The organism is Mesorhizobium sp. M0437 (genome assembly GCF_040321335.1).
In the GTDB taxonomy this organism is placed as follows: Bacteria; Pseudomonadota; Alphaproteobacteria; order Rhizobiales; family Rhizobiaceae; genus Mesorhizobium.
The window spans coordinates 1-20,579 of the sequence record NZ_JAMYRK010000059.1 but is presented as its reverse complement, the minus strand read 5'-3'; the positions used below and the strand labels follow the sequence as shown (position 1 = coordinate 20,579).

The following is a 20,579-nucleotide window of genomic DNA, read 5'->3' as shown; positions in this document are numbered from 1 at the left end:
CAAGGGGGCTCTTCTCAAAGGAGCTGATGATTTGTGGTGGTCAAGATTCAAAAGGGGTTTTGCCGGAACGTGGGACGACAGACTTGACGGGCTATTCTCCGCAAAGGTCGACTACGCCGGAAAATCCATTCTCGATGTTGGCTGCAATATGGGTGTGGTCGCCTATGAGATATCCAAGCTGAAACCCAGTTCGATCCATGGGATCGACATTGCCAAGCCGCATATCGAGACTGCAAAGATGTTGTTGAGCGGCTCCCCGGTGCATGCCCGGTTCGATCGCCTGAATCTCGGCAGCCGGCGCCTGGGCAATATCCTTCTACCGAAATACGATATCGTCCTGCTGCTGGCCGTCTATCAGCACATGCAGCGCAACATCGGCCCGGGCAAGGCGCGAAGGGTGCTTTCCAATATTGTGAGGCGCACCTCGAACGTTGTCGCCCGCGTTCCGCCTGGAACAGATGGCGAATTCATCGAAACGCTTTCTGACGAGGGGTTCCAGGTCAAGAGCACTCACACCTCGCCTCTTGGTAGTCATGTGCTCGTGCTTGAGAAACCTGCCTTCGGAAATCCGCAGCCATGATGGCACATTGCTTGTGGTAATCTGCCTCTTCAACATTCCATGTGCCAGCAGCGGGCGAAGACCCGCTGCCTGCCTGCAACTCGGCCCGGGCAACGCCGTTTCGCCGGCAGAAAGCATCTTGCGGATGGACCTCGCGACAATGCCGTTGATATTGAGGGCCGCGGCTGCGGTGTTCTCTGCCACTGCTTTGACAGACTGGATGCGCCCGTTGGCGTAGGTGACGAATACCAAGTTGGCCGTCACGGCGAGAGCACCGGCCGTCCCGCCTGCGGTCAGCGCGCCGCCGGTGTCGAAATTCAGCCGTGTGCGCTATCATTTCTTCGGCGCCCGCCCAGTGCTCATGGCTCAGGGCGCCGGGCGAGTGAACAGGGTTCGGAATAGCTCCTCAGCACGCCGCAGTCCTTCATCTGTCAGAACCACCGACTTCGTCTTGTTTGCCGGATTCGCGATCAGCCCCTTCTCGTGCAAGCGATCCAGAGCATTCCAATCCAACCCCTTCCAGGCGCGCCCCCCTTCATGCAGCGTCAGCCAAAGCAGGCCCAGAACGGCATCGTCGATCTTGTCGGTGTCGATCTCCATGCAAGCAGTTTAACACGCGAAAGCGCCGCTGCCACGATCCACACCGGATGGTTACTCCCCGCCACGAGCGTTCGCCTGAAAACAAGTGCCTCACTCAGGCGTCGCATCCGCGACGGCGTCATTGGGGGGCGACGAGCCGGGACGGAATCCGAGTTCATCATGATGCCTAAGCGGCCGTGGCAGCGTTGCCGCTGGCAATGAAATGCGAATTGGCGAAATCCTCGTCTTCGCTCAGGTTGCGCTTACCGCAGTCGAGCGGCGCACCATTCAGGTGCGCGTCATGCTGCCGGCAGCGCGCGTCACCCCGCCGCGGTGTCCCATTCCATAGCGCGACCGACGCGCGGAGACGTTTCGCCGGACACTGTCTTCTCCGACGCGCTCTCCGGCCGCAGAAGTCTCAACTTTGCCAGAGGTGAATTTTTTTAACCCTGAGCGGTATCGCGGAGCGCATTCCGGGCCACAACCGACGTTGCGACATCTACTTCCCTGATTCACCGCCCGTCCAGCGCCAGAATGCGAAATCCGCTGTGAGCGGTCGGGGCTTCGCAACAACCGCTCAAGGTTGTTCCGACATTGCAGGGCTGACGTGTTTTCATCGAGCCAAGACTGACTCTGGTACCGTGCCGGGAATGAGCTATAGTTCACATACTAAGACGGCCGGGCGCTTGCACAATGGCTGGACTGGGTGAACAGATTGCGCGTCAGCAGCGCACCATGGGACCGCTCCTGGTGGCGGCAGTGGTCATCGGCCTTGTCGGTCTGCCCGTCGCAGCCTGGCTCGACCTCCGAGACCTATCGGAACGGATGCTGCGCAGGCAAGCCAGCGAAATCAGCCGCATCATCGACGAAATGCGCGGATTCTACGGCAGCGACGTCGTGGGACGCGTGCTGCAAGCTAACGGCGTTGTGACCGCGACGCACAACTACCGGGACGTGCCAGGCGCGATCCCTATTCCAGCAACCCTCTCGATCGAACTCGGCAAGCGCATCAGCGCTCACGACGGCTCGGTCAAATATCGGTTCGTCTCGGATCTGCCTTTCAAAGGTCGCGCGCCCCACCAGCTCGATGCGTTCGAGCGGAATGCAATCTTGGCTTTGCGCGCCAACCCGAAGGAGCCGATCATCGAGGTCTCGGGTTCACTGTTTGACCGGCAGGTCCGCGCCGCGGCCCCTGTCATAATGGGACAAGTCTGCGTGACCTGCCATAACTCACACCCGGACAGCCCCAAGACGGACTGGAAGGTAGGGGATGTCCGAGGGATCCAGGAGATATCAGTCAATCAGCCTATCGCTGCGAACGTGCTAACCTTCAAGTATCTGCTCCTATATTTCGGTTTCGCGGCGGCGGCGGGCCTGACGTTCATTCTCCTGCAGCGTCGGCAGTCCGCGTTGATTCAGGGCATCAACAAGGAGCTTTCGGAGGCAAACGACTTCCTGGCCGCGATTTCATTGAAGATCGCCAAATACCTTTCGCCTCAAATCTACAAAAGCATCTTCAGCGGCCAGAAGGACGTCACCATCGCGACCGAGCGCAAGAAACTCACGATCTTTTTCTCCGACGTCAAGGATTTCACCGCGATCGTGGAACGGCTCCAGCCCGAGGACCTGACGCTTCTCCTCAACGAGTACTTCACCGAGATGTCGACGATCGCACTCAAACACGGCGGCACCGTCGATAAGTTCATCGGCGACGCGCTTCTTGTGTTCTTCGGAGACCCCGAGACGCAAGGCGTCGAGGAAGACGCGAGAGCCTGCTTGCGCATGGCTGTCGACATGCAGCGTCGGGTGGAGCAGTTGAACAGGGTGTGGCATGACCGCGGAGTTGAACGGCCCTTCCGAGCTCGCATGGGCATCAACACGGGCTATTGCAATGTTGGGAACTTCGGTTCCGATGATCGGATGGACTACACGATCATTGGAGCCGAGGCGAACTTGGCGGCCCGGCTGCAGTCGATTGCCGAGCCCGGCGGCATCTGCCTTAGCTATGAGACTTACGCGCTGGTGCGCGACCTTGTCCGGGCGCGTCCATTGGCACCGATAGCCATGAAGGGGATCAGCCGGGAGGTTGTCCCCTACGAAGTTGAGGGCCTCCTGGGTGAACTCGCCCAGCGCCCTCAGGTCATCAGCGAGCATGCGACTGGTCTCGACTTGTTCCTCGATGTTGAGGCAATCGACGAGAACGGGGTGGAGCGGGCGAAGAAACGACTTTCGGAGGCGCTCCTGGCCTTGACCATCCGGAGCAAGCCCGCCGCACTTTAGGTTCTTGAACGTGATCCAATCTGGACCGTGGCCAGCCAAGTAAAGTCCGGTTCAACACCGTTCAGGCGCGCCGGGTCCCGGCCAGGAGTTCGCGCATCATCCTCGTTGGTCATCAGCGCCGTCAGGGCCGAGGCGTCGGTGAACATCAGTCATTCTCGTACAGGCTGTCGCGAAACGCCTTGTCGGCGGGCCTGCCGTGATCAGGCTTGCCCCGGGCTCGCAGATCACGGCAGAACCTGACGCCGATCTCTACGAGGGACGGTCTAGCCTGTTCGCGCTCAAGCTCATGCTTGAGCGCGGCATGGACGGCCTCTGTCAGACCAGTCCTCTTAAGTGCGGCGAGCCGGCGGGCCAGTGCGTCGGTCTCGGGATTTTTGATGTGGAACGCCATCACTGCCTCGTATAGCCGTTCAAGTGTATCGGTATATGGCACACCGTGTGAAGGTCCGGGGAGCGTCGACCGGAAGGGGCACCAACGGAATCGGCCACGCCAACCGACCGAGTTGGTGGCTGCGCCTCGCTTGCCGCAGGCTGGATGGGGACGGTAACCCTGTTGTTTACAGACCCCGAGCATTTGTGATCGGTAAGCGGCGTTTCCGGATACCTTTCGGGAGTGGCCGCGATCTGTGAGATTGCCGATCCTGTATTGGGATTGGAGATCGGCTTGGGTCTGGACTTGACCGGGGCTCGACGAGTTGCTGGCTGAGATCGCCGGTCTGATCGATATCACGGTCGATGCCATGACAGGGCGAATCTCCTGCTGCTCCGCTGACTCGACGTTATATGAGGGGGCGCTAATTATCGGTCCTCGGGTCAAAAACCTTAGAAAGCCGACATGCTGAAACCATCGTGGAACAACGCTCGAGGAAGCCGACTTCTATCTCTTTTTCGCAGCTATGCTGATCGTATCACAACGCGGCGGGTCACACGCAAACTTGATTCGTACGGAGATTGGCTGAGAGCCCTCACCCTGACACTACTCCCGACGAGGAAGGCTCATCACTGCAATGCCTGCGATCGCGGTGTGGCGGCTTTTTACCGTTTCGGGCGATACACGCTTATTTGCCCGCTTTGTCATGCTCTGGATCGTGAGCGGTTTTTGATTTGTGCTCTAGACCGTAAGCTTCTCGGGCTTCCGGCGGGGCCGCTTAGAATTCTCCAGATTGCGCCGAGCGAGAAGGGGCTTTCAAAGAGACTATCTCAGGCGGGCAACCTCATTAAAGGCGATATCGAGCCCGGACGGTACGGCCCCGATACCGTGCAGGTTGACCTAATGAACATGAACGGCATCAGCGATCTCGATATTGTCGTCTTGTGTCATGTCATGGAGCACGTACCTGACGATCGGCATGCTTTTCGGCAAATTTGGTCATCCCTTAAGCCTCGAGGACAGGTCTGGATCCAAGTACCACTTATCTATCGTCAAACGCTCGAAGCCACGCCATCCATGTCACGGAGTGAGCGCGACGAGCGCTTCGGCGGATCAGACCACGTGCGAGCCTACGGACCCGATATCAAGGAGCGTATCGAGGACGTGGGTTTTACGGTCGCTCGAATACATTCAGACCGTATACCTGCCGCCGATCGCGAGCGTCTTGGGCTTCTCCCCGATACCCTCTTTATCGCCGAACGGCCCGAGCAACACAATTCGGATTGAGAGCGCGAAGTTCCCGACGCCATCCTTGGTGGCGATCATCGCTACTGTGGGCAAGCGCATCGCGGATCGCGTCACGCTGCACATTCCGACAGCCAATTTCCCTATTCGATCATCGATCCGAGAAGCTCTGATCGCGGCCAGCAGTTACTGTCACACCGTCACACCTGCGCTTTCACACCGGTCTGGAACTTCGCTTACCGGAGGCGATAGGTCGTGCATCCGAAGAACGCCGGTCAGGTCTGACGCGGTCCTTTGGTTTGCGCAACCAAGGTCTATGGGGATTGAGCAGCCTTGCCGCTGGCGATGAAATGCGGGTTGGCGAAATCATCGTCGTCACTCTGGTTGCGCTTGCCGTAGGCGAGCGGCTCACCATCCAGCGTGCGCGTCATGCCGCCGGCGGCGCGTAGCACCGCGTCACCCGCGGCGGTATCCCATTCCATGGTGCGGCCGAAGCGCGGATAGACGTCCGCCTCGGCGCCGGCAACGAGACAGAATTTCAGCGACGAGCCAACCGAGACGATCTCGGCGGCGCCAAGCGCGCGGATATAGGCGTCAGTTTCCGGCGTGTTGTGGGACCGGCTGGCAACGACGGTCAGCGGCACCATACCGGCCCTTGCTGAAATCGGCTGGCGATCGACGATTTCATAGTCCTCATTGATCTCGATCGTTTCCGCTTTGCCCGGCCGGCCGGAAAAGAAGCGGCCGGTGCAAGGCGCGAAGACAACGCCGATCTCAGGCACGCCATGGCGAACCAGCGCGATGTTGACAGTGAAATCGGTCCTGCGGTTGACGAACTCCTTGGTGCCGTCGAGAGGATCGATCAGGAAGAAGGCGTCGCCGAGATCCGGCGCCATGATGCCGGCCGAAGCTTCTTCCTCGGCCACGCACGGAATCTCGGGAAATGCGGCGCGCAGCCCGGCAAGGATGATCTTCTCGCTCTCGCGATCGGCCTCCGTCACTGGCGAACTGTCCGACTTTTGGTCGACCGCACAGCCGGAACGAAAGACGCGCATCACCTCGCGCCCTGCCGCCAAGGCAAGGTGCTCGAAGACGGCGAGCATCGCTTCGTCGTCAGATACCGCCGCCGCTGTCATATTGGTCTTCGGCAATGTCCCGCTCGTTCAGCCAGTGTTCCAGGGCGTCCACCATCTCCTCGGCCGATCTGCCGAGGGTCTTGAGATGGATTTCGGGCTTTTCCGGCACCTCATATGGTGAATCGACGCCGGTGAAATTTTTGATCTCGCCGTTCAACGCCCGCGCATAAAGGCCCTTCGGATCGCGCCTGGCGCATTCCTCGAAGGGTGTGTCAACAAACACCTCGACGAATTCGCCGTCGGCCATCAGTTCGCGCGCCATGCGCCGCTCGGCGCTGAACGGCGAAATGAACGACACGATGACGACCAGCCCGGCGTCGGCCATGAGGCGTGCCACTTCGGCGACGCGGCGGATGTTTTCGACACGATCGGCGTCGGTGAAACCGAGATCGCGGTTGAGGCCGTGACGGACGTTGTCGCCATCCAGAATGTAGGTATGGCGCCCGGTGGCGAACAGCTTCTTTTCCAACAGATTGGCGATGGTCGACTTGCCCGAGCCCGAAAGCCCGGTGAACCAGAACACGGCCGGCCGCTGGTTCTTCATATCGGCGCGGGCGCGCTTGCCGACATCGAGCGACTGCCAATGGATGTTTTCGGCGCGGCGCAGCGAATGCAGGATCATGCCGGCGCCGACCGTTGCATTGGTGATGCGGTCGATCAGGATGAAGGCGCCGGTGGTGCGGTTCTCGGCAAACCGATCGAAGGCGATCGGCGACCGCGTCGAGATATTGCAGATGCCGACTTCGTTCATTTCAAGCGACTTGGCCGCCTCATGGGCAAAGTCGTTGACGTTGACCCGGTATTTCAGGTCGGTGACGGTGGCGCTGGTCTGGTCGGTCTCGGTGCGCAGGATGTAGGAGCGGCCAGGCAGCAGCGCATGTTCGTCGAACCAGACGATGTTGGCGGCGAACTGGTCGGCGACCTGCGGCCGCGCCGCCGGCGACACCAGCATATTGCCGCGCGAGACTTCCACCTCGTCGTCGAGGACAAGAGTGATGGCCTGGCCGGCGATAGCCTGCTGAAGGTCGCCGCCATGCGAAACGATGCGCCTGACACGGGCGGACTTGCCGGATTTCGCGGCGACCACCTCGTCGCCCGGCGCAACCGATCCGGACGCTATGGTGCCGGCAAAGCCGCGGAAATCGAGATTGGGACGGTTCACATATTGGACAGGAAACCGGAACGGCAATTCGACCGCGGCCTCGTCAACCGACACCGTTTCGAGATGTTCGATCAGCGTCGGGCCGGAATACCAGTCCGTCCTGTCGGATCGGCCGGAAACGTTGTCGCCATAACGGGCCGACATCGGAATGGGCACGATCGTCTGGAAGCCGAGTTCACGTGAGAACTGCCCGTAATCCGCGACGATCCGTTCAAAGACCGCCTCGTCGAAGCCGACAAGATCGATCTTGTTGACGGCGAGCACGATGTGGCGGATGCCAAGCAGCGAGGCGATGATCGAATGCCGCCTTGTCTGGCGCAGTACCCCCTGGCGGGCATCGATCAGCACGATGGCGAGATCCGCGGTCGATGCACCCGTCGCCATGTTACGCGTGTATTGTTCGTGGCCGGGCGTGTCGGCGACGATGAACTTGCGCTTTGGCGTGGCGAAGAAGCGATAGGCGACGTCGATGGTAATGCCTTGCTCGCGCTCGGCCTCGAGGCCGTCGACCAGCAGCGCGAAGTCGACATCGTCGCCGGTCGTGCCGTGCTTGCGCGAATCGCGCTCGAGCGTGGCCAGCTGGTCCTCGAAAATCTGCTTGGTATCCGAAAGCAGGCGCCCGATCAGCGTCGACTTGCCGTCGTCGACCGAACCGCAGGTCAGGAAGCGCAGCAGCGACTTTCGTTCCTGCGCCGCCAGATAGTCGCGGACGCCATCGGTCGGGGCGAGGCTCTTGGCCATGATGTGGCGCATGCTCAGAAATACCCCTCGCGCTTCTTCTTTTCCATCGAGCCGGCTTCATCACGGTCGATCAGGCGACCTTGCCGCTCGGAAGTGCGCGCCGTGAGCATTTCGCCGACTATCGCCTCCAGAGTGTCGGCCTCCGAGTCGATCGCGCCGGTCAGCGGATAGCAGCCGAGCGTGCGGAACCGCACCATCCGGTTCTCCACTGTTTCGCCGGGCCGCAACTGCATGCGCTCATCATCCCTCAGGATCAGCATGCCATCGCGCTCGACGACCGGCCGCTCTTTGGCCAGATACAGCGGCACGATCGGGATGTCTTCCTGGAGAATGTACTGCCAGATGTCGAGCTCGGTCCAGTTCGACAATGGGAACACCCTGATCGATTCACCGGCAGCGATGCGGGTGTTGAAAATCTTCCACATCTCCGGCCGCTGGTTCTTCGGATCCCAGACATGCTGGGCATTGCGAAACGAGAAGATGCGCTCCTTGGCGCGCGACTTCTCCTCGTCGCGCCGCGCGCCGCCGAAGGCTGCGTCAAACCCGTATTTGTCGAGCGCCTGCCGCAGCGCCACCGTCTTCATCACATGCGTGTGGGTGTTGGAGCCGTGATCGAACGGATTGATGTTGTCGCGCACGCCGTCTTCATTGACATGGACCAGGAGGTCGAATCCGAGCTTTTGCTGCATCTGGTCGCGAAAGGCGATCATTTCGCGGAATTTCCAGGTCGTGTCGACATGGAGAAACGGAAAAGGCGGCTTGGCCGGATAGAAGGCTTTCATCGCCAGATGCATGAGCACGGACGAATCCTTGCCGACCGAATAGAGCATCACCGGCTTGGCGAAGGCCGCGGCCACCTCGCGAAAAATATGGATGGATTCGGCCTCAAGCCGCTGAAGGTGCGTAAGTGCGATGTTCATGGACTGCGAGCGTTCTTTCGTACCGATCCACGGAAGGGCCTGCATCGGAGGCGACCTTCAGCCGCCCGATTCAAACTGCACTTCCGGACAATCTATTCTCGTGCGGGCGTTCTAGCAGATCGTTCCGGTCCAGAACAATGCAAGACAGGCTTGCGGCCGAATGGTTCGGGAATGAATTTTCCATGCAGAGGGGTAAACTGGGAAATTTCTGCTCAGCGAGCGATTGCACTTGGTAGGGGCAGGAAAACGTTGCCTGAGGCTCGGAACCCGAGAGCCAGAAGCTGGCTCGCCTCACAGCGGTCCGCCACGTTCGGGCTATACCAGCCGTGGCGACGAGGTCGCTAGGACGAAGTTCCGATGGGAACAAGTAGCTTGTCACCGTTGTGGTCGATCTCGATCATCTCACTCTTGCGGCTAAAGCGTTCTGCAAATCCTTTGTGAAAGATAATGGCGTTCATATAAGCAAAGGTCATCGCCAGCGCCTCGGTTCGCAGCGGATAGTCGACTAACGAATGAATGAGAAGAAAAGAGACTGCGAGAAATGCCGCCTTCTGAAGGGGGTCGCGGCGAACCCTGGCCAATGCAGCCAAAAGCAGCACGAAATACCCCCCCATCAGCAGGGTAGCCGGAACTCCACCTTCGAAAGCTATTTCAAGATATTCATTATGGGCATGATTGACGTACTGCCTGAAAATCATGCCCTCCCTTTCGTATATTTGATAGGCGTTTTGAAAATTCCCAAATCCGATGCCCGTCGCCCAATTTTCCTTGATCCCCTCAACTGTCGTTCGGGCGAATTCTCCGCGCCCGAACGCTGGATCGATCACGTCCGCATCGATCTTCGTCCATGCGCCAATCGTGTAGACCGTAAGCGCTATGAAAATCAGCAGGATGGTAAGTCCACTCGCCCTGGAACGGGCTGAAAGAAAGACAACGGATAATACGGTTATCGCCAACCCAATCGAAACGCCGGCGCGTGAACCGGCGGCCAAAAGCAGCAGCAAAAGCGCGATCAAGCCAACCGATCCCGACAAAAGATGTCCGCGGAACAGGCCATAGTAGACGACAAACGGAATAGACACAAAAAGCAAGGCCGAAAAATGATTTACATTAGCAAATAGCCCCGCGTTAATGGTGAAAGGCAATAGACCTACTATAGCGATGTTGTCAGAAAGCGAATACTGAATTGACCCAGCCAAACCATTGCAGATAACACCTATGAAGAAAAAAGGTAGGAGGGCGCTGACCTGCTCCGCGCGCAAACGCAACACGCTCAAAAAAAATGCCGCTGATGCTAGCAGGAAGAACAGACACTCTAGCGTTCGGCCGACTCCCACACTGACGAAGCGAAACGGGACGGTTCCAATCAGCCGGGAATCTCCGAGCAAAAGTTCCGGACGAATCCCATCAAATATGGCTGCCGGGAGTGGCAGAATCTGGAGCACAATCAACGCCAATGCGAAGATGAGCAGCCATAGAACGGAATGCGGGATCCTTTGGCCGGAGGTCTGAGAAAAGACCGCAGCCGCCGATATGATGGCCACGACCTGGATAAGAGTATCGGTATAAAGGCCGCTCGCAGTACCGCCGCCAATGAGCAGCGATGTGAAAAGAACCGACCCAAGAAGATATTTATCCCATTCCGATGGCCGATTGCTCAAGACGGATTTCTCTCGATGCTCAATTTGTGCATAACCAACGTACCGACATAGCGAAATCGCCAACTCTCAGCAATGGCCGAAGTCTCAAGCCTCAACAATTGCATTCGACATGTGTCCGGACCGATTGAAAACTCCTCGCTAATGGTCTGCCGATTGAATGTACCCTCGGGAATCTTCAAGCGCGCCATTTCACCTGCCGGACATCTAACAGACCAAAACAGTTCTTTTGGAAGCTTGAGGTTTCTGGCAGACGCAATCAGAGAAAGCTTATAGGATCCGGGAGGCAGCTCAATATATTGCTGAAGAGCCGAATTCTTCACGGGCGTATTTAAGAATCGGACTATCGCGCCGCCTTCGCCCTCTACCGCGTTTTGAGATGTTGCAAACGTCACCTCCAGGCCCGACTGGTCGCGAATTTGCCAATCAAACGGCCTATCTCTAGATATCGGCTCGAAGGTGCTGTTGAAAACATATCCGCCTACCTTACGTTCCTGTTCAGACAGGGTGAAAAGAAACAGCCGATACGCTTGTTCATACTCCCTCTGGCGGATGTAACCATTTATCACACCGGATAGCTCACCTGGCTTCGGCGGTGCGATAGATTCTTTCAAATCGAGCAGCAGCCGGTTTGCGTAATCCAGGCCCTTGGGGTCATTGGCAAGAGCCGCGAAGAGGCTAGGCCGCCAGGGCGCCTCCGCTGTGACTGCTGTCAGCATGGCGTCATATCCGTCAGGATTCGAAAGAATCGCCTGTAGGCCATCGCCGATCGCCGGAAATTGGTCCGGCCACCGGCGCAACAATATGTCAATCTCGCCAACGGCCTGTGACAAATCACCTGTCTCGGTCGAGCGGGTAATAGACCTCTGGAGCGCATGGATTTCCGTTTTGGACAACTTACGAGCTTGGTTGAACAGCTCGTACGCCTCGTCTGTCTCGCCTTGTCGGTATTTGATCTCACCGACCAAGCTGTAGAGACGTGCGTCGGCGAGATTGAAGCTTAGCGCGTCCCTAGCCTTATGAAGCAACGCCTCGAGGTCCGGAGCGCCATTGGGATCGTTCAGGTCACCGGTAATTACGCTTATCAGAGCATCGGCGTTCAGAGGATCCAACGCAAGAGAAACCGCTGGTGTTTCCGTTTCAAGTAACCGACTTAGCCCGATCGACGAAGCCGCCAATACTAGAACGGATGCGACGAACCAAACGCCTGAACGCCGAAGTTTTTGCATACGCGGGCTGGTCTGCTCCATCATCCACTTTGCCCTCGATTTTCGCAGCATTCGCGCCATAGTCGTAATATTGATAATTCATATACTTATAGGCGTAGTTGTAGTCGAACTTGTTCACCGCAAATTTTGACATCGCGGCCCCAACAACATTAGCGCCAGCAGCGCGCATGCGCTTCAACGCGGCCTTCGCAGACTTGCGCGTCACCTGATTGGTCGAGATGACCATCAATGTGCCTTCAGCAAGCCGGCTGAGGATGGGCGCATCCGATAGGCCAACGATCGGCGGCGCATCGATGACGACAAGATCGAAGCGCTTGCCAAGATTGGTTATGATCAGAGCCATCTTCGGAGAGGAGAGCAGATCTGCGGGATTTGGAGGGATCGTTCCGGAAGTCAGAACGGTGACGTTGGGATACTTCGTCGTCCTGAAAATGCTGGCCAGATCCTCCTTGCGAACAGTGTTTGTCAGCAGATTGCTCAGGCCGATTGTGTTGTCGAGACCGAACAGGCGATGAAGATTCGGCTTCCGAAGGTCCCCATCGACAATGAGTACTCTTGCACCAAGTGCTGCAAAGTCCTGCCCGAGTTTGAACGACGTGGTCGATTTGCCCTCTGAGGGCTCAGAACTCGTAACCAGCAGTGATCGCGGTGCTCCTTCGGCACCCGAGAATTGCAACGACGTTCGAAGCGAGCGGTAAGCCTCCGAGAGCCCGGATTTCTGATCAGTGATGCTCGCTATAAGCTCGCGGTCGTCGACGAGCGGCAAGATGCCGAGCATCGGCAGCCCGAGCTCCTTTTCGATTTGCTCAGGATTGGTGAAAGTGTTGTTCAACAACTCTATGATGTAGATAATCGACGCGGTGATGACAAGAAAAAGAAACAGTGCGATAGTAAGGTTGATGCTGAGACGTGGAGAGTACGGGCGATCAGGAAGTGCTGCAAAATCGACAACGGCTGCGCTTTGGGTCTTCAATTCAGAACTAACACCAACCTCGTTTAGCTTGGCGATAAGACTATCATACTGTGACCGGTTCGAATCGACCTCGCGCTTGAGGATTGTGTATTTGATGTTCTTGTCGTTGAAGATAACCTGCTGCTTTTCCATCTCAGCAAGTTTGGACTTGAGATCGGCCTCCTTGTTCTGCGCCTCCTGATATTTCAGCCGCAGTGAATCCGTAATGGCAAGCACGCCGTTATTATAGAGCCGCTGCAACTCTTTGATCTGTGACTGAAGCTGCTGCATTTCGGGAAAGCCGGGCTTGAGAATGCCCAGCTTCTGCTGGTACTGGCCAGTCAAATCCGCCAGCTTCTCACTGAGATTTTGCAGCCCCTCACTTTCCAGGACGGGGGCCAGGCTCGATCCGCGGCCTTTGTCTATCTGGTCCACGACACGTCCGGCATCGAGCCGATCCTGGATCGCGGTCGCAAGCGCGGTGTTCAGCGCCTCGATATTCGACCCTATCAGCGATTTGTCGTCACCGGTTATCGTGATGCCGGCATCCTTGGCATACGCGACCAGTTCCTCTTCGGATTTCTGAAGCTTTTGCTTTACTTGCAAAACCTGTTCCTGGATGAATTGTCGTGCCAGATCCGAGGTCTCGCTAGTTTGGTCGAGGCGTTGATCAATAAAGCTCTGTGCAACCTGATTGGCTACATCACTTGCATATTTTGGATTCTGATCAACAAAGGTGATCGATAGAAGACTCGTGTTGGTGACCAGATTGACCGTGAGGTCGTCTAGAATGCGCTTTATCGCAATTTCCTCACGTTCTTCCGGTGTCTTCTGTTCGATAGACGGCGACTTGGCGATGCCGAAAGCACGATAGAAGATATTGGAGAGGGAGAAGTTCGGCGTAGGGAAAAGGAACTCTGGTTTTTCGCTCAGCCCCAATTGAAACACGACGCGCTGCGCCAATGCGCGGCTTTTGAGTTTTTCGCGCGCGGTGAGAAAGGCGCGCACGTCGGCGTTTTCAGACACCACCTCGATGTCCTGGAAGACCTTTGCAGAAGGCACCAACACCTCCAGTTGCGTTGTTGCCTGGTATTTTGGCGTCTGCATCATCGTAACGATGAGGCCTGCGACAAGGCCGGCTGCCACCATCATGACGAACAGCCATCTATACTGGATTACGTAGAAGAGCAGCTTGAGCGGATTGAAGCCCTGTTCCTGCTCCGAAAATTCGCGACCGTAAGGGCTGTAGTTTTGCCCACCGTCATAATAGAGGTCAGCGGACAGAGCCGGGGCATGTCCTGGACCTGCAATTTGGTGCTGCCTGTTGCGATCGAGCATGGTGCGAGGTGTTCCTAGATTTCGGCTACATTCTGACCGGCTGCCATCTATAATCCCGGGACCACGGCAATTCTGGCGGCGTTGGAGGCTATGCCGAGCGCGTCTTTGAGATTGTTCACCGCTATCTTCGACTTTGAGGCAAAGACGACGATCTTGTCACCACCATAGATCCGCGGGTTACGGGCCTTGCCGGCACGAATTGCCTCCACGTTGTAATTTGCGACCAAGGTATTCTGGCCGATATTGCGATAGACAAAGACCTTGCTTGCGTCTCCAACCGGGCTAAAATTTCCGGCCAGAGCGATCGCGTCTAGAAGCGAGGAATTGCTCGTTACCGGAAAGATACCGGCCCTATTGACTTCGCCGTCGACGGTTATGCGCTGCCCAATTGACTCTTTGACGAAAATTGTCACATCCGGGGACTGGAGGTAGTTGGTGCCGTAGGCCGTCTCGATCTCTTGCTCCAACTGACGAACAGTTTTCCCCGCGGCGGCAATAGTTCCAATAAGTGGAAGCGATATCTGGCCGCTGGAGTCGACTTGAACCGTTCTGCTCAAATTGTCGACCTGGAACACATTCACTTCGAGCACATCGTTCGGAGATAAAGGCTGCTCGCTGCCATTCTGGGTGTTTTGTGGGGGCGGCAGGTCCTTCACTACGCTCAGAGCGCCGCCGCCCGAAAGTTGCGTCGATGACGACGTCAATTGCAGCGCATCGACCGAACTCGACGAAGAAGACGATGTCGTCGATGAAGTACTCGTGCACGCCGACACCTCAGCTAATGCAAGCAAGACGAATATCATCCTCGTGTAGCCTTTTGCGAAACGAAAAATGGTCATTACGCGGTCCCGCTCTTGAACAGGCGGCCCAATCCTCCAAAACGGCCGGCGTTGCCGGCGTTTGGTTTTTTCGGACGTGCTTTTCCGACCGGCTCAATGGGCCGGTTCGCCAATATTTTGCCTGGACGCTTCAACACCATGTTGAGGGCCTCGTCTTCCCCACATCGCTTGGCTGCAGCAGCAACAGCCTGTGAAAGCCCCGGACGCCGGCGCGTAGCGCTATGAGTGTCCGATGCGATGATATCCACCCTGCCCTCGTCAATCAGCTTTTCCGAATAATAAAGCGCCGTGCGTCCAAAAGCACCAACAATCGAGTCCGCGGTAAGCTGGATGAGGCAGCCGACCGCATTCAACCTCTCGATAACGTCGTAATTCGTCTTGATCCAGGTCAAACGCTCCGGATGAGTAAGAATCGGGATGAAACCGGCGTTTATGAGGCGTAGCGCAAGATCCTCCATCCTTGGAGGTAGAACATGGTGCGGCGGTTCGAACAGAAAATAACGGGACTGGTTTAAAGTCGGCACACTGCCGGCCGCCAATCGGTCCGGAAGATCCGGCGCTATGTGAACATCGGCACCGACGTAAAGACCAAGTGGTATGTCGGCGCGACGTAGCGCCTGGCGTAACTCTTGAACCGCCAGGACAATATTAGATGTTCCGTTTTCGTATACGCCAGGCGTTACGTGAGGCGTGCAGACCATGTGGGTCGTTCCGTCGGCCACCGCCAGCCGAGCCATTTCCAGCGATTCGGCAAGACTGGGTGAGCCGTCGTCGAGGCCAGGCAAGATATGGGAATGTAGATCGATCATCGGCGTTTGTGACTGCAACGAAGCGACGTCATCACCCAAAAAAACAAATGCGTCACCCGCAAGCAACGCATTTGTCAAGCTCATCCAATGCTATGAATGCAGGACTCCAGCTACTAGCTGACAGAGTTGTCATCATGCGGGCCGAAGATCGGTGTCGCCCCGCCGATAACAGCGCCGCCCCAGAGAGTTGAAACAAGGCCAAGACTGACGCCTCGCGTATCTAGCACTATGCACATGCCGCCTCCCGCAGGGCGAGTTTGACCGTCGCATGAATTTCGAGCTTGCAATTCGCGCCTACCCGGGTCGAAGCCGAGGATTGCGGTCCTGTCAGAATGCAAACGCCGGGACGGATCGGCGCTCCAGCCATCATCCCGGCATATCCGCCACCCTCAGACATCCGCCGCTCGGCTCGAGCGACTCGACCAATGTGCCGACCTGCAGATCAAGGGAGTTCTGCACCGACAACAGCTACACAGCAAGAACGCCGCCCGCCTCCGCTGCCCAGGTCGCCTACCGCCAACTTAGTCGCTAACGCCGTGATCTTTATCCGCCGTTGCCGCCAGAACACCGGCCCCAAGAGCCATGCCACCGAATATAAAGAGCGGCGTGTTGTTGGAAGTACCCGTGGAGTTGCCTGCTTGGGCGGTGTGCTCGGAACCGAGAACGTTTACGCAAATCCTATTATCAACGCGGGAGATATCAAGAGTCGAATTGGCCGGGACGCTCAAATTGCAGCCGCCAACATTAACTGAAGCTGATCCCTTGGCACCGACCACGACGCGGCTGCCGAAATCCAGCGCGCCCCCTGCCTGCGCCGGGCCGTAGCCAGCCACCTGGGAGACCATCACGTTGCCATTGACGTGCCCGATTGAGCCAATCGGATTTGAGCCCTGATAGGCAGTTGCACAGGTGCACGATGCATCCTGCGCGAAAGACGACACCGGGGCGAAGCCGGCCAACACAACAACTCCGGCCAACGCACTTTTCACAAGTAGGTTCATCCGCATCAATCCTTCTGTCCCACGTTATCTGAGGCCCACCCAACCGCTAGGATACTCAAAAGCGCGTAACAGCTTTTTTCGCCAATTCCAACTCATTTCGCAAATGCGAGATAATTTTTGGTTTCGGTGTGGTGGATTGAACACACCATTAGAACTTTGAAATGTATGATCTTTGTTGCCGCCCGCAATAGCGCGGTTGCGAGCGAGTCAATCCGGCGTTCCTTCTGGCGTTGGCCGCGTCTAAGGGTCGTGCGCAGAGGTCCGCCGAAGCTATGAGGTTGGAGCCAAGATCTATAGGGCGAGCCTGCCAGGAGGGCTGCCTGCCGCGCGCTTAGATGTTTAGAAATCCCGGCATTTGCTGGAGCGGATTAAACTTGAAGCGTTCGGGCTGTGCGGTCCAAACCTTGCAGACGAACTCGTAGGGCGTGAGGCGCTTGAGGGTCTTCAGCCTGCGGCCAAATTGTAGGCCGCGACGAAGTCGGCAAGATGCCGACGCAGTTGGTCGTGATCGTCGTAATGAAAGCGCTTGCAGGTTGCGTCCTTGATGTCCGGTTCATTCTCTCGACCTGACCGTTGGTCCAGGGGTGCTTTGGCTTTGTGGTTCGATGTTCGATATCGTTCTTGGCACAGGCGTATTCGAAGGCATGAGCCCGGAATATCTCGCCATTTGCGATTGCCTCCTTGATCAGCGGAACGGCCGAACGCCAGCGCCTGGCGTGGTGAACTGGATGCCGTTGTCGGGGAGAGCGGTGTGGATCCTGTAGGGGACGGTCGCGATCAGGCGTAGCAGAAACTCTTTGGAACTTTGGAAATGGCTGTCGGAGCCTTCTCGTGCAGTTCGACGAAGGCGAACTTCGAGGTTCGGTCAATGGCGACGAACATGTGTAGCTTGCCCTGTTCGGTTCGAACCTCCGCGATATCAATGTGGAAGAGGGTAAGCGCCACGGCGCTCCCCTCGTGCGGCGCATGAGGTGAATGTGCGAAGAATCCCCCCGATCGCGAGAGACGGAGAGCCTACGTGGGAGCAGACGGCAAAACGGACGTCCATTTGGACGTCTCGACAGCTGGCTACGCAGACCGGCTCGAGGTTCTGGAATGTCCGATGGGACGGCGGGTTCGCTCGGATGCACCCCCCGACCCTGATCCAACCGAGGACCGCCGCATATGCGGCAAGACGACTCGATCTTGAATCAGCCATTTTATCGCCCATTGGTGCGCCATAATCCCCCAACCGAATCTTGTAGGAGAGAAAGAGATCATGCAAAACATCTCCCGCCGTCTATTTGCAAGGTGGGCGGCGTTAGCACCATGGAGTGTAAGTTGGAGCGCTGCTGTGTCGGAGGCTTCAGCCGCAGCCCAGCTGCCTGTCGATCAAGGGCCCGCCCGGATCGCAACCACTGAAAACATCAACCTAGTGCTTCAACAGGTGATGGATGCAGCCGATGCTGCAATCTCGGCCAGCGGTGTTGCAGATTTTGCCAGCAAGGCCGTCGCAGAAGACAGCAGCATTCCCTTCGCAAAACAGTTTCTGCGGCTGGCTGGATACGCGCGATCCGGCGATGGCGGCGGCGCGCTGTATAAAAAGGCCGACACTGAACCAGGACATCACGGCAAATTTCAAAGCGCCGATGGCGCATGGTGGGAACTAGCGGAGGAGATCATCACTCCGAACATGCTGGGCGGCGACTTGGCTTCCGTCATCGAAATCGGTCCGAACGGGTTTGTCCCCGCAGGTACCGTTCTCGTCGACAAGACGATCGCATATCCTAAGTTGACACCGTATGGCGGCGGAGCATTGCGTGGGCAGGGAATGGAGACGTCCAATGCTTTTTCACCCAGAGCAACAAGCTCCAAATCGACCATAGTATGGAACGGCATCGGGGGCGGAAGCCTGATGGAATTGGATGGGCAACTCGGGCTGCTGTTCGAACAACTGTCTTTCGTCGGCAAGCCTTCACTGAAAGCTACTAGTCGCGCCGGCATATGTCATCACTGGCTCCAGACGACCAAAGCGTTTGGGTCTGGCGAAAGTCTCTACGTCGAATGCTCGTTTCAGCACTTCGACACGGCAGTAAAGTTTGCAAACAGTCGGGGCGATGCCACTTGTGCTGGTATGCATTTCTTAAAATGCGTCGTTCAGAACGTCGACACCTTCATTCACGTCATGAATGATCAGGGTCTCAACTTCGTTCTGGATCATGTCTCTTGCAATTTTATTGATCGGGTCACCCTTTTTGAACGAGGCGGGAATGTCGATGTGAGAAACGGTAATCTCGCGGGCTGTGGGATTATCAACTGGTGCTTTGAACTGGCTGCAATCGGCAACAATCTTTATGTTAACAGCTTCCGCAATGTCCGAATCGAACAAGGCACCAAGCGACTGCTCAAAATGATCGGATCGGGGAGCGTGATTTTTGACGGCCTTACCGAAGCACAGCCAAATCAAAACGTCACGATGTTTGAACAGACAGGGGGAGTTCTCTCGGTCCGCAACGCACATCTGACCACTAACAGCGCCGCCAATCCAACCTTTATTGTCCGCAACCAGGACGGCGGTTCTCGCGGGATCCTCTTTTTAGAAAACGTTCACTTCGCGGAGAATACATTCGTACTAACACACTGGATCGGCCGACCAAGCACGAGCGCAAGCTCAATCGTGGTCATGAAGAATTGCACCCATGGAACCAATTTCCAGCCAATCCCCGATTTCTCAACCGATCTCGCGTATGGCAATCCCCGCACTTGTACCCAGACCACGACCGATTCGAGCAAGCCGCTGACATTCGGGGGTGAAGCACGGGGCCTTCAAACGGTTGTGCAATTACCTACCGACACTCTAGCCACGATCAACATTGTAATTGAAGGCGTAGATGGCGCCCGCAACGTTGTCTTCTCCGGGGTGCGCAGAGCAGCGTGCCTAAACAATAACTTTGGCTGCACTCTGATTAGTTTGCAGATGATTGGTTCTGACTATGATCCGCTTGCACTAGAGGCTCCTCCCCAAGTGTCAGTTTCGAGACACCTCAATGCCGTCGAGGTTACTGTCACCGGCTTGCGAGACACTTTGATAAATTGGACAGCTATCTTTGAAGGTCAGCCACGACCAATCTAGATGTGAGCGCACCTCCACGAGGGCTCGCATCATTGGCTTGGGCAAGCCACATACCCACCCCATGATTGCGAAGGCAACTGGCACAGGAACCCCTTCTCCGAAAACTCCTTTGCGAGATCGACGCCTGAAGACGTAAAACACTGAACGACCAGGGCTCTGCCCAACTTGAGACCGACTTTACCGTCGCAAGGCGTGCCGCTCCCGACAGGACGGCAGGTCACAACACTTTGCTCGTAACTTGTTCGAGCAGCCTCGGTTATTAAGCCCACTGGTCCCAAACGAGACTCAGACGAAACGCCACACAAAACCACATTGTACCCACCCACTCTGATGTCTCTTATGGAAACGATAGACAGTCTTCCGGTAAATGGAGCAGTCGGAACGTCCGCCTTCGGGACACGGGCGATCCGCTTGTTAATCTGAGAAACAGACAGTGCCCCAAAAGCCAACGCGAAGAGGAGCGCGATAATGAACACTGTGATCCAGGCTCTTGCAGTCAACGTGAACTCCTCCGAGCGGGATGCAGTTCAAGAGCTGAAATGCTCCATAGTCTAAGAGCCTGAATCAAAAAGAGTGTTTTGATATCAACTTCTTGCGAGCCTGCGGGTGAGCAGGCGAATGTGAGCGACGTATATCCAGGCTTCTGCGG

The 20,579-nt window shown here is 56.9% G+C and carries 16 protein-coding genes and 1 pseudogene; 4 read left to right on the top strand and 13 right to left on the bottom strand.

Going from position 1 to position 20,579, the window contains the following annotated elements; translation table 11 throughout:
- Positions 1 to 31: 31 nt before the first annotated feature.
- Entirely contained in the window at positions 32 to 580 is a 549-nt protein-coding gene (locus NKI72_RS27035) for a class I SAM-dependent methyltransferase (protein ID WP_156948240.1), read from the top strand.
- 345 nt (positions 581 to 925) lie between these two features.
- Here the strand turns inward: NKI72_RS27035 and NKI72_RS27030 are convergent, their stop codons facing one another.
- Positions 926 to 1,159, bottom strand: coding sequence for a DUF6429 family protein (locus NKI72_RS27030; RefSeq protein WP_352851321.1), 234 nt, complete (start codon positions 1,157 to 1,159; stop codon positions 926 to 928).
- Positions 1,160 to 1,831: 672 nt separating this feature from the next.
- On the opposite strand from NKI72_RS27030, the gene NKI72_RS27025 reads away from it, so the two are divergent.
- A complete protein-coding gene (locus NKI72_RS27025; protein ID WP_352851320.1) occupies positions 1,832 to 3,418 on the top strand; it encodes an adenylate/guanylate cyclase domain-containing protein in 1,587 nt (528 codons plus the stop codon).
- Here NKI72_RS27025 and NKI72_RS27020 read toward each other — a convergent pair.
- Together NKI72_RS27020 and NKI72_RS27015 are read right to left on the bottom strand one after the other, a co-directional pair.
- Positions 3,415 to 3,564 carry a hypothetical protein gene (locus tag NKI72_RS27020; RefSeq protein WP_352821751.1) on the bottom strand — a complete coding sequence of 50 codons (150 nt, stop codon included), beginning with the start codon at positions 3,562 to 3,564 and terminating at the stop codon, positions 3,415 to 3,417. The genes NKI72_RS27025 and NKI72_RS27020 overlap by 4 nt on opposite strands.
- Complete coding sequence (locus tag NKI72_RS27015; protein ID WP_352851319.1) at positions 3,564 to 3,809, bottom strand: type II toxin-antitoxin system VapB family antitoxin; 246 nt, start codon at positions 3,807 to 3,809, stop codon at positions 3,564 to 3,566. The genes NKI72_RS27020 and NKI72_RS27015 overlap by 1 nt, the downstream gene beginning before the upstream one ends.
- A 444-nt stretch (positions 3,810 to 4,253) precedes the next feature.
- Here NKI72_RS27015 and NKI72_RS27010 point away from each other — a divergent pair, with 444 nt between their 5' ends.
- Positions 4,254 to 5,075, top strand: coding sequence for a class I SAM-dependent methyltransferase (locus NKI72_RS27010; protein ID WP_352851318.1), 822 nt, complete (start codon positions 4,254 to 4,256; stop codon positions 5,073 to 5,075).
- Between the two features lie 272 nt (positions 5,076 to 5,347).
- Here the strand turns inward: NKI72_RS27010 and cysQ are convergent, their stop codons facing one another.
- The 10 genes and pseudogenes from cysQ to NKI72_RS26960 all read right to left on the bottom strand — a co-directional run.
- Positions 5,348 to 6,136: a 3'(2'),5'-bisphosphate nucleotidase CysQ gene (gene cysQ / locus NKI72_RS27005; protein WP_352851334.1), complete on the bottom strand. Its 789-nt coding sequence runs from the start codon at positions 6,134 to 6,136 to the stop codon at positions 5,348 to 5,350.
- A gap of 10 nt (positions 6,137 to 6,146) precedes the next feature.
- On the bottom strand, positions 6,147 to 8,084 hold the full coding sequence (gene cysN, locus NKI72_RS27000) for a sulfate adenylyltransferase subunit CysN (protein ID WP_352851317.1): 1,938 nt from the start codon (positions 8,082 to 8,084) through the stop codon (positions 6,147 to 6,149).
- 2 nt (positions 8,085 to 8,086) lie between these two features.
- Positions 8,087 to 8,992 carry a sulfate adenylyltransferase subunit CysD gene (cysD, locus tag NKI72_RS26995; RefSeq protein ID WP_352464033.1) on the bottom strand — a complete coding sequence of 302 codons (906 nt, stop codon included), beginning with the start codon at positions 8,990 to 8,992 and terminating at the stop codon, positions 8,087 to 8,089.
- A 341-nt stretch (positions 8,993 to 9,333) separates the two neighbouring features.
- Positions 9,334 to 10,653 (bottom strand): O-antigen ligase family protein, encoded by a 1,320-nt coding sequence (locus NKI72_RS26990; RefSeq protein WP_352851316.1) that lies wholly within the window; start codon positions 10,651 to 10,653, stop codon positions 9,334 to 9,336.
- Positions 10,650 to 11,903: a hypothetical protein gene (locus NKI72_RS26985; RefSeq protein ID WP_352851315.1), complete on the bottom strand. Its 1,254-nt coding sequence runs from the start codon at positions 11,901 to 11,903 to the stop codon at positions 10,650 to 10,652. Before NKI72_RS26985 ends, NKI72_RS26990 begins: the two co-directional genes overlap by 4 nt.
- Positions 11,791 to 14,169: a GumC family protein gene (locus NKI72_RS26980; protein WP_352851313.1), complete on the bottom strand. Its 2,379-nt coding sequence runs from the start codon at positions 14,167 to 14,169 to the stop codon at positions 11,791 to 11,793. The genes NKI72_RS26985 and NKI72_RS26980 overlap by 113 nt, the downstream gene beginning before the upstream one ends.
- A gap of 47 nt (positions 14,170 to 14,216) precedes the next feature.
- Positions 14,217 to 15,008: a polysaccharide biosynthesis/export family protein gene (locus NKI72_RS26975; RefSeq protein WP_352851312.1), complete on the bottom strand. Its 792-nt coding sequence runs from the start codon at positions 15,006 to 15,008 to the stop codon at positions 14,217 to 14,219.
- Positions 15,008 to 15,895 carry a tyrosine-protein phosphatase gene (locus NKI72_RS26970; RefSeq protein ID WP_352851311.1) on the bottom strand — a complete coding sequence of 296 codons (888 nt, stop codon included), beginning with the start codon at positions 15,893 to 15,895 and terminating at the stop codon, positions 15,008 to 15,010. Before NKI72_RS26970 ends, NKI72_RS26975 begins: the two co-directional genes overlap by 1 nt.
- Positions 15,896 to 16,338: 443 nt before the next feature.
- The gene (locus NKI72_RS26965) at positions 16,339 to 16,818 is read right to left on the bottom strand and encodes a hypothetical protein (protein ID WP_352851310.1); all 480 of its coding nucleotides are present in this window, start codon (positions 16,816 to 16,818) and stop codon (positions 16,339 to 16,341) included.
- Positions 16,819 to 17,149: 331 nt separating this feature from the next.
- A pseudogene (locus NKI72_RS26960) lies at positions 17,150 to 17,748 on the bottom strand (integrase core domain-containing protein); the annotation flags it as partial.
- A 328-nt stretch (positions 17,749 to 18,076) separates the two neighbouring features.
- Here NKI72_RS26960 and NKI72_RS26955 point away from each other — a divergent pair.
- Positions 18,077 to 19,930: a hypothetical protein gene (locus tag NKI72_RS26955; RefSeq protein WP_352851309.1), complete on the top strand. Its 1,854-nt coding sequence runs from the start codon at positions 18,077 to 18,079 to the stop codon at positions 19,928 to 19,930.
- Positions 19,931 to 20,579 lie beyond the last annotated feature (649 nt).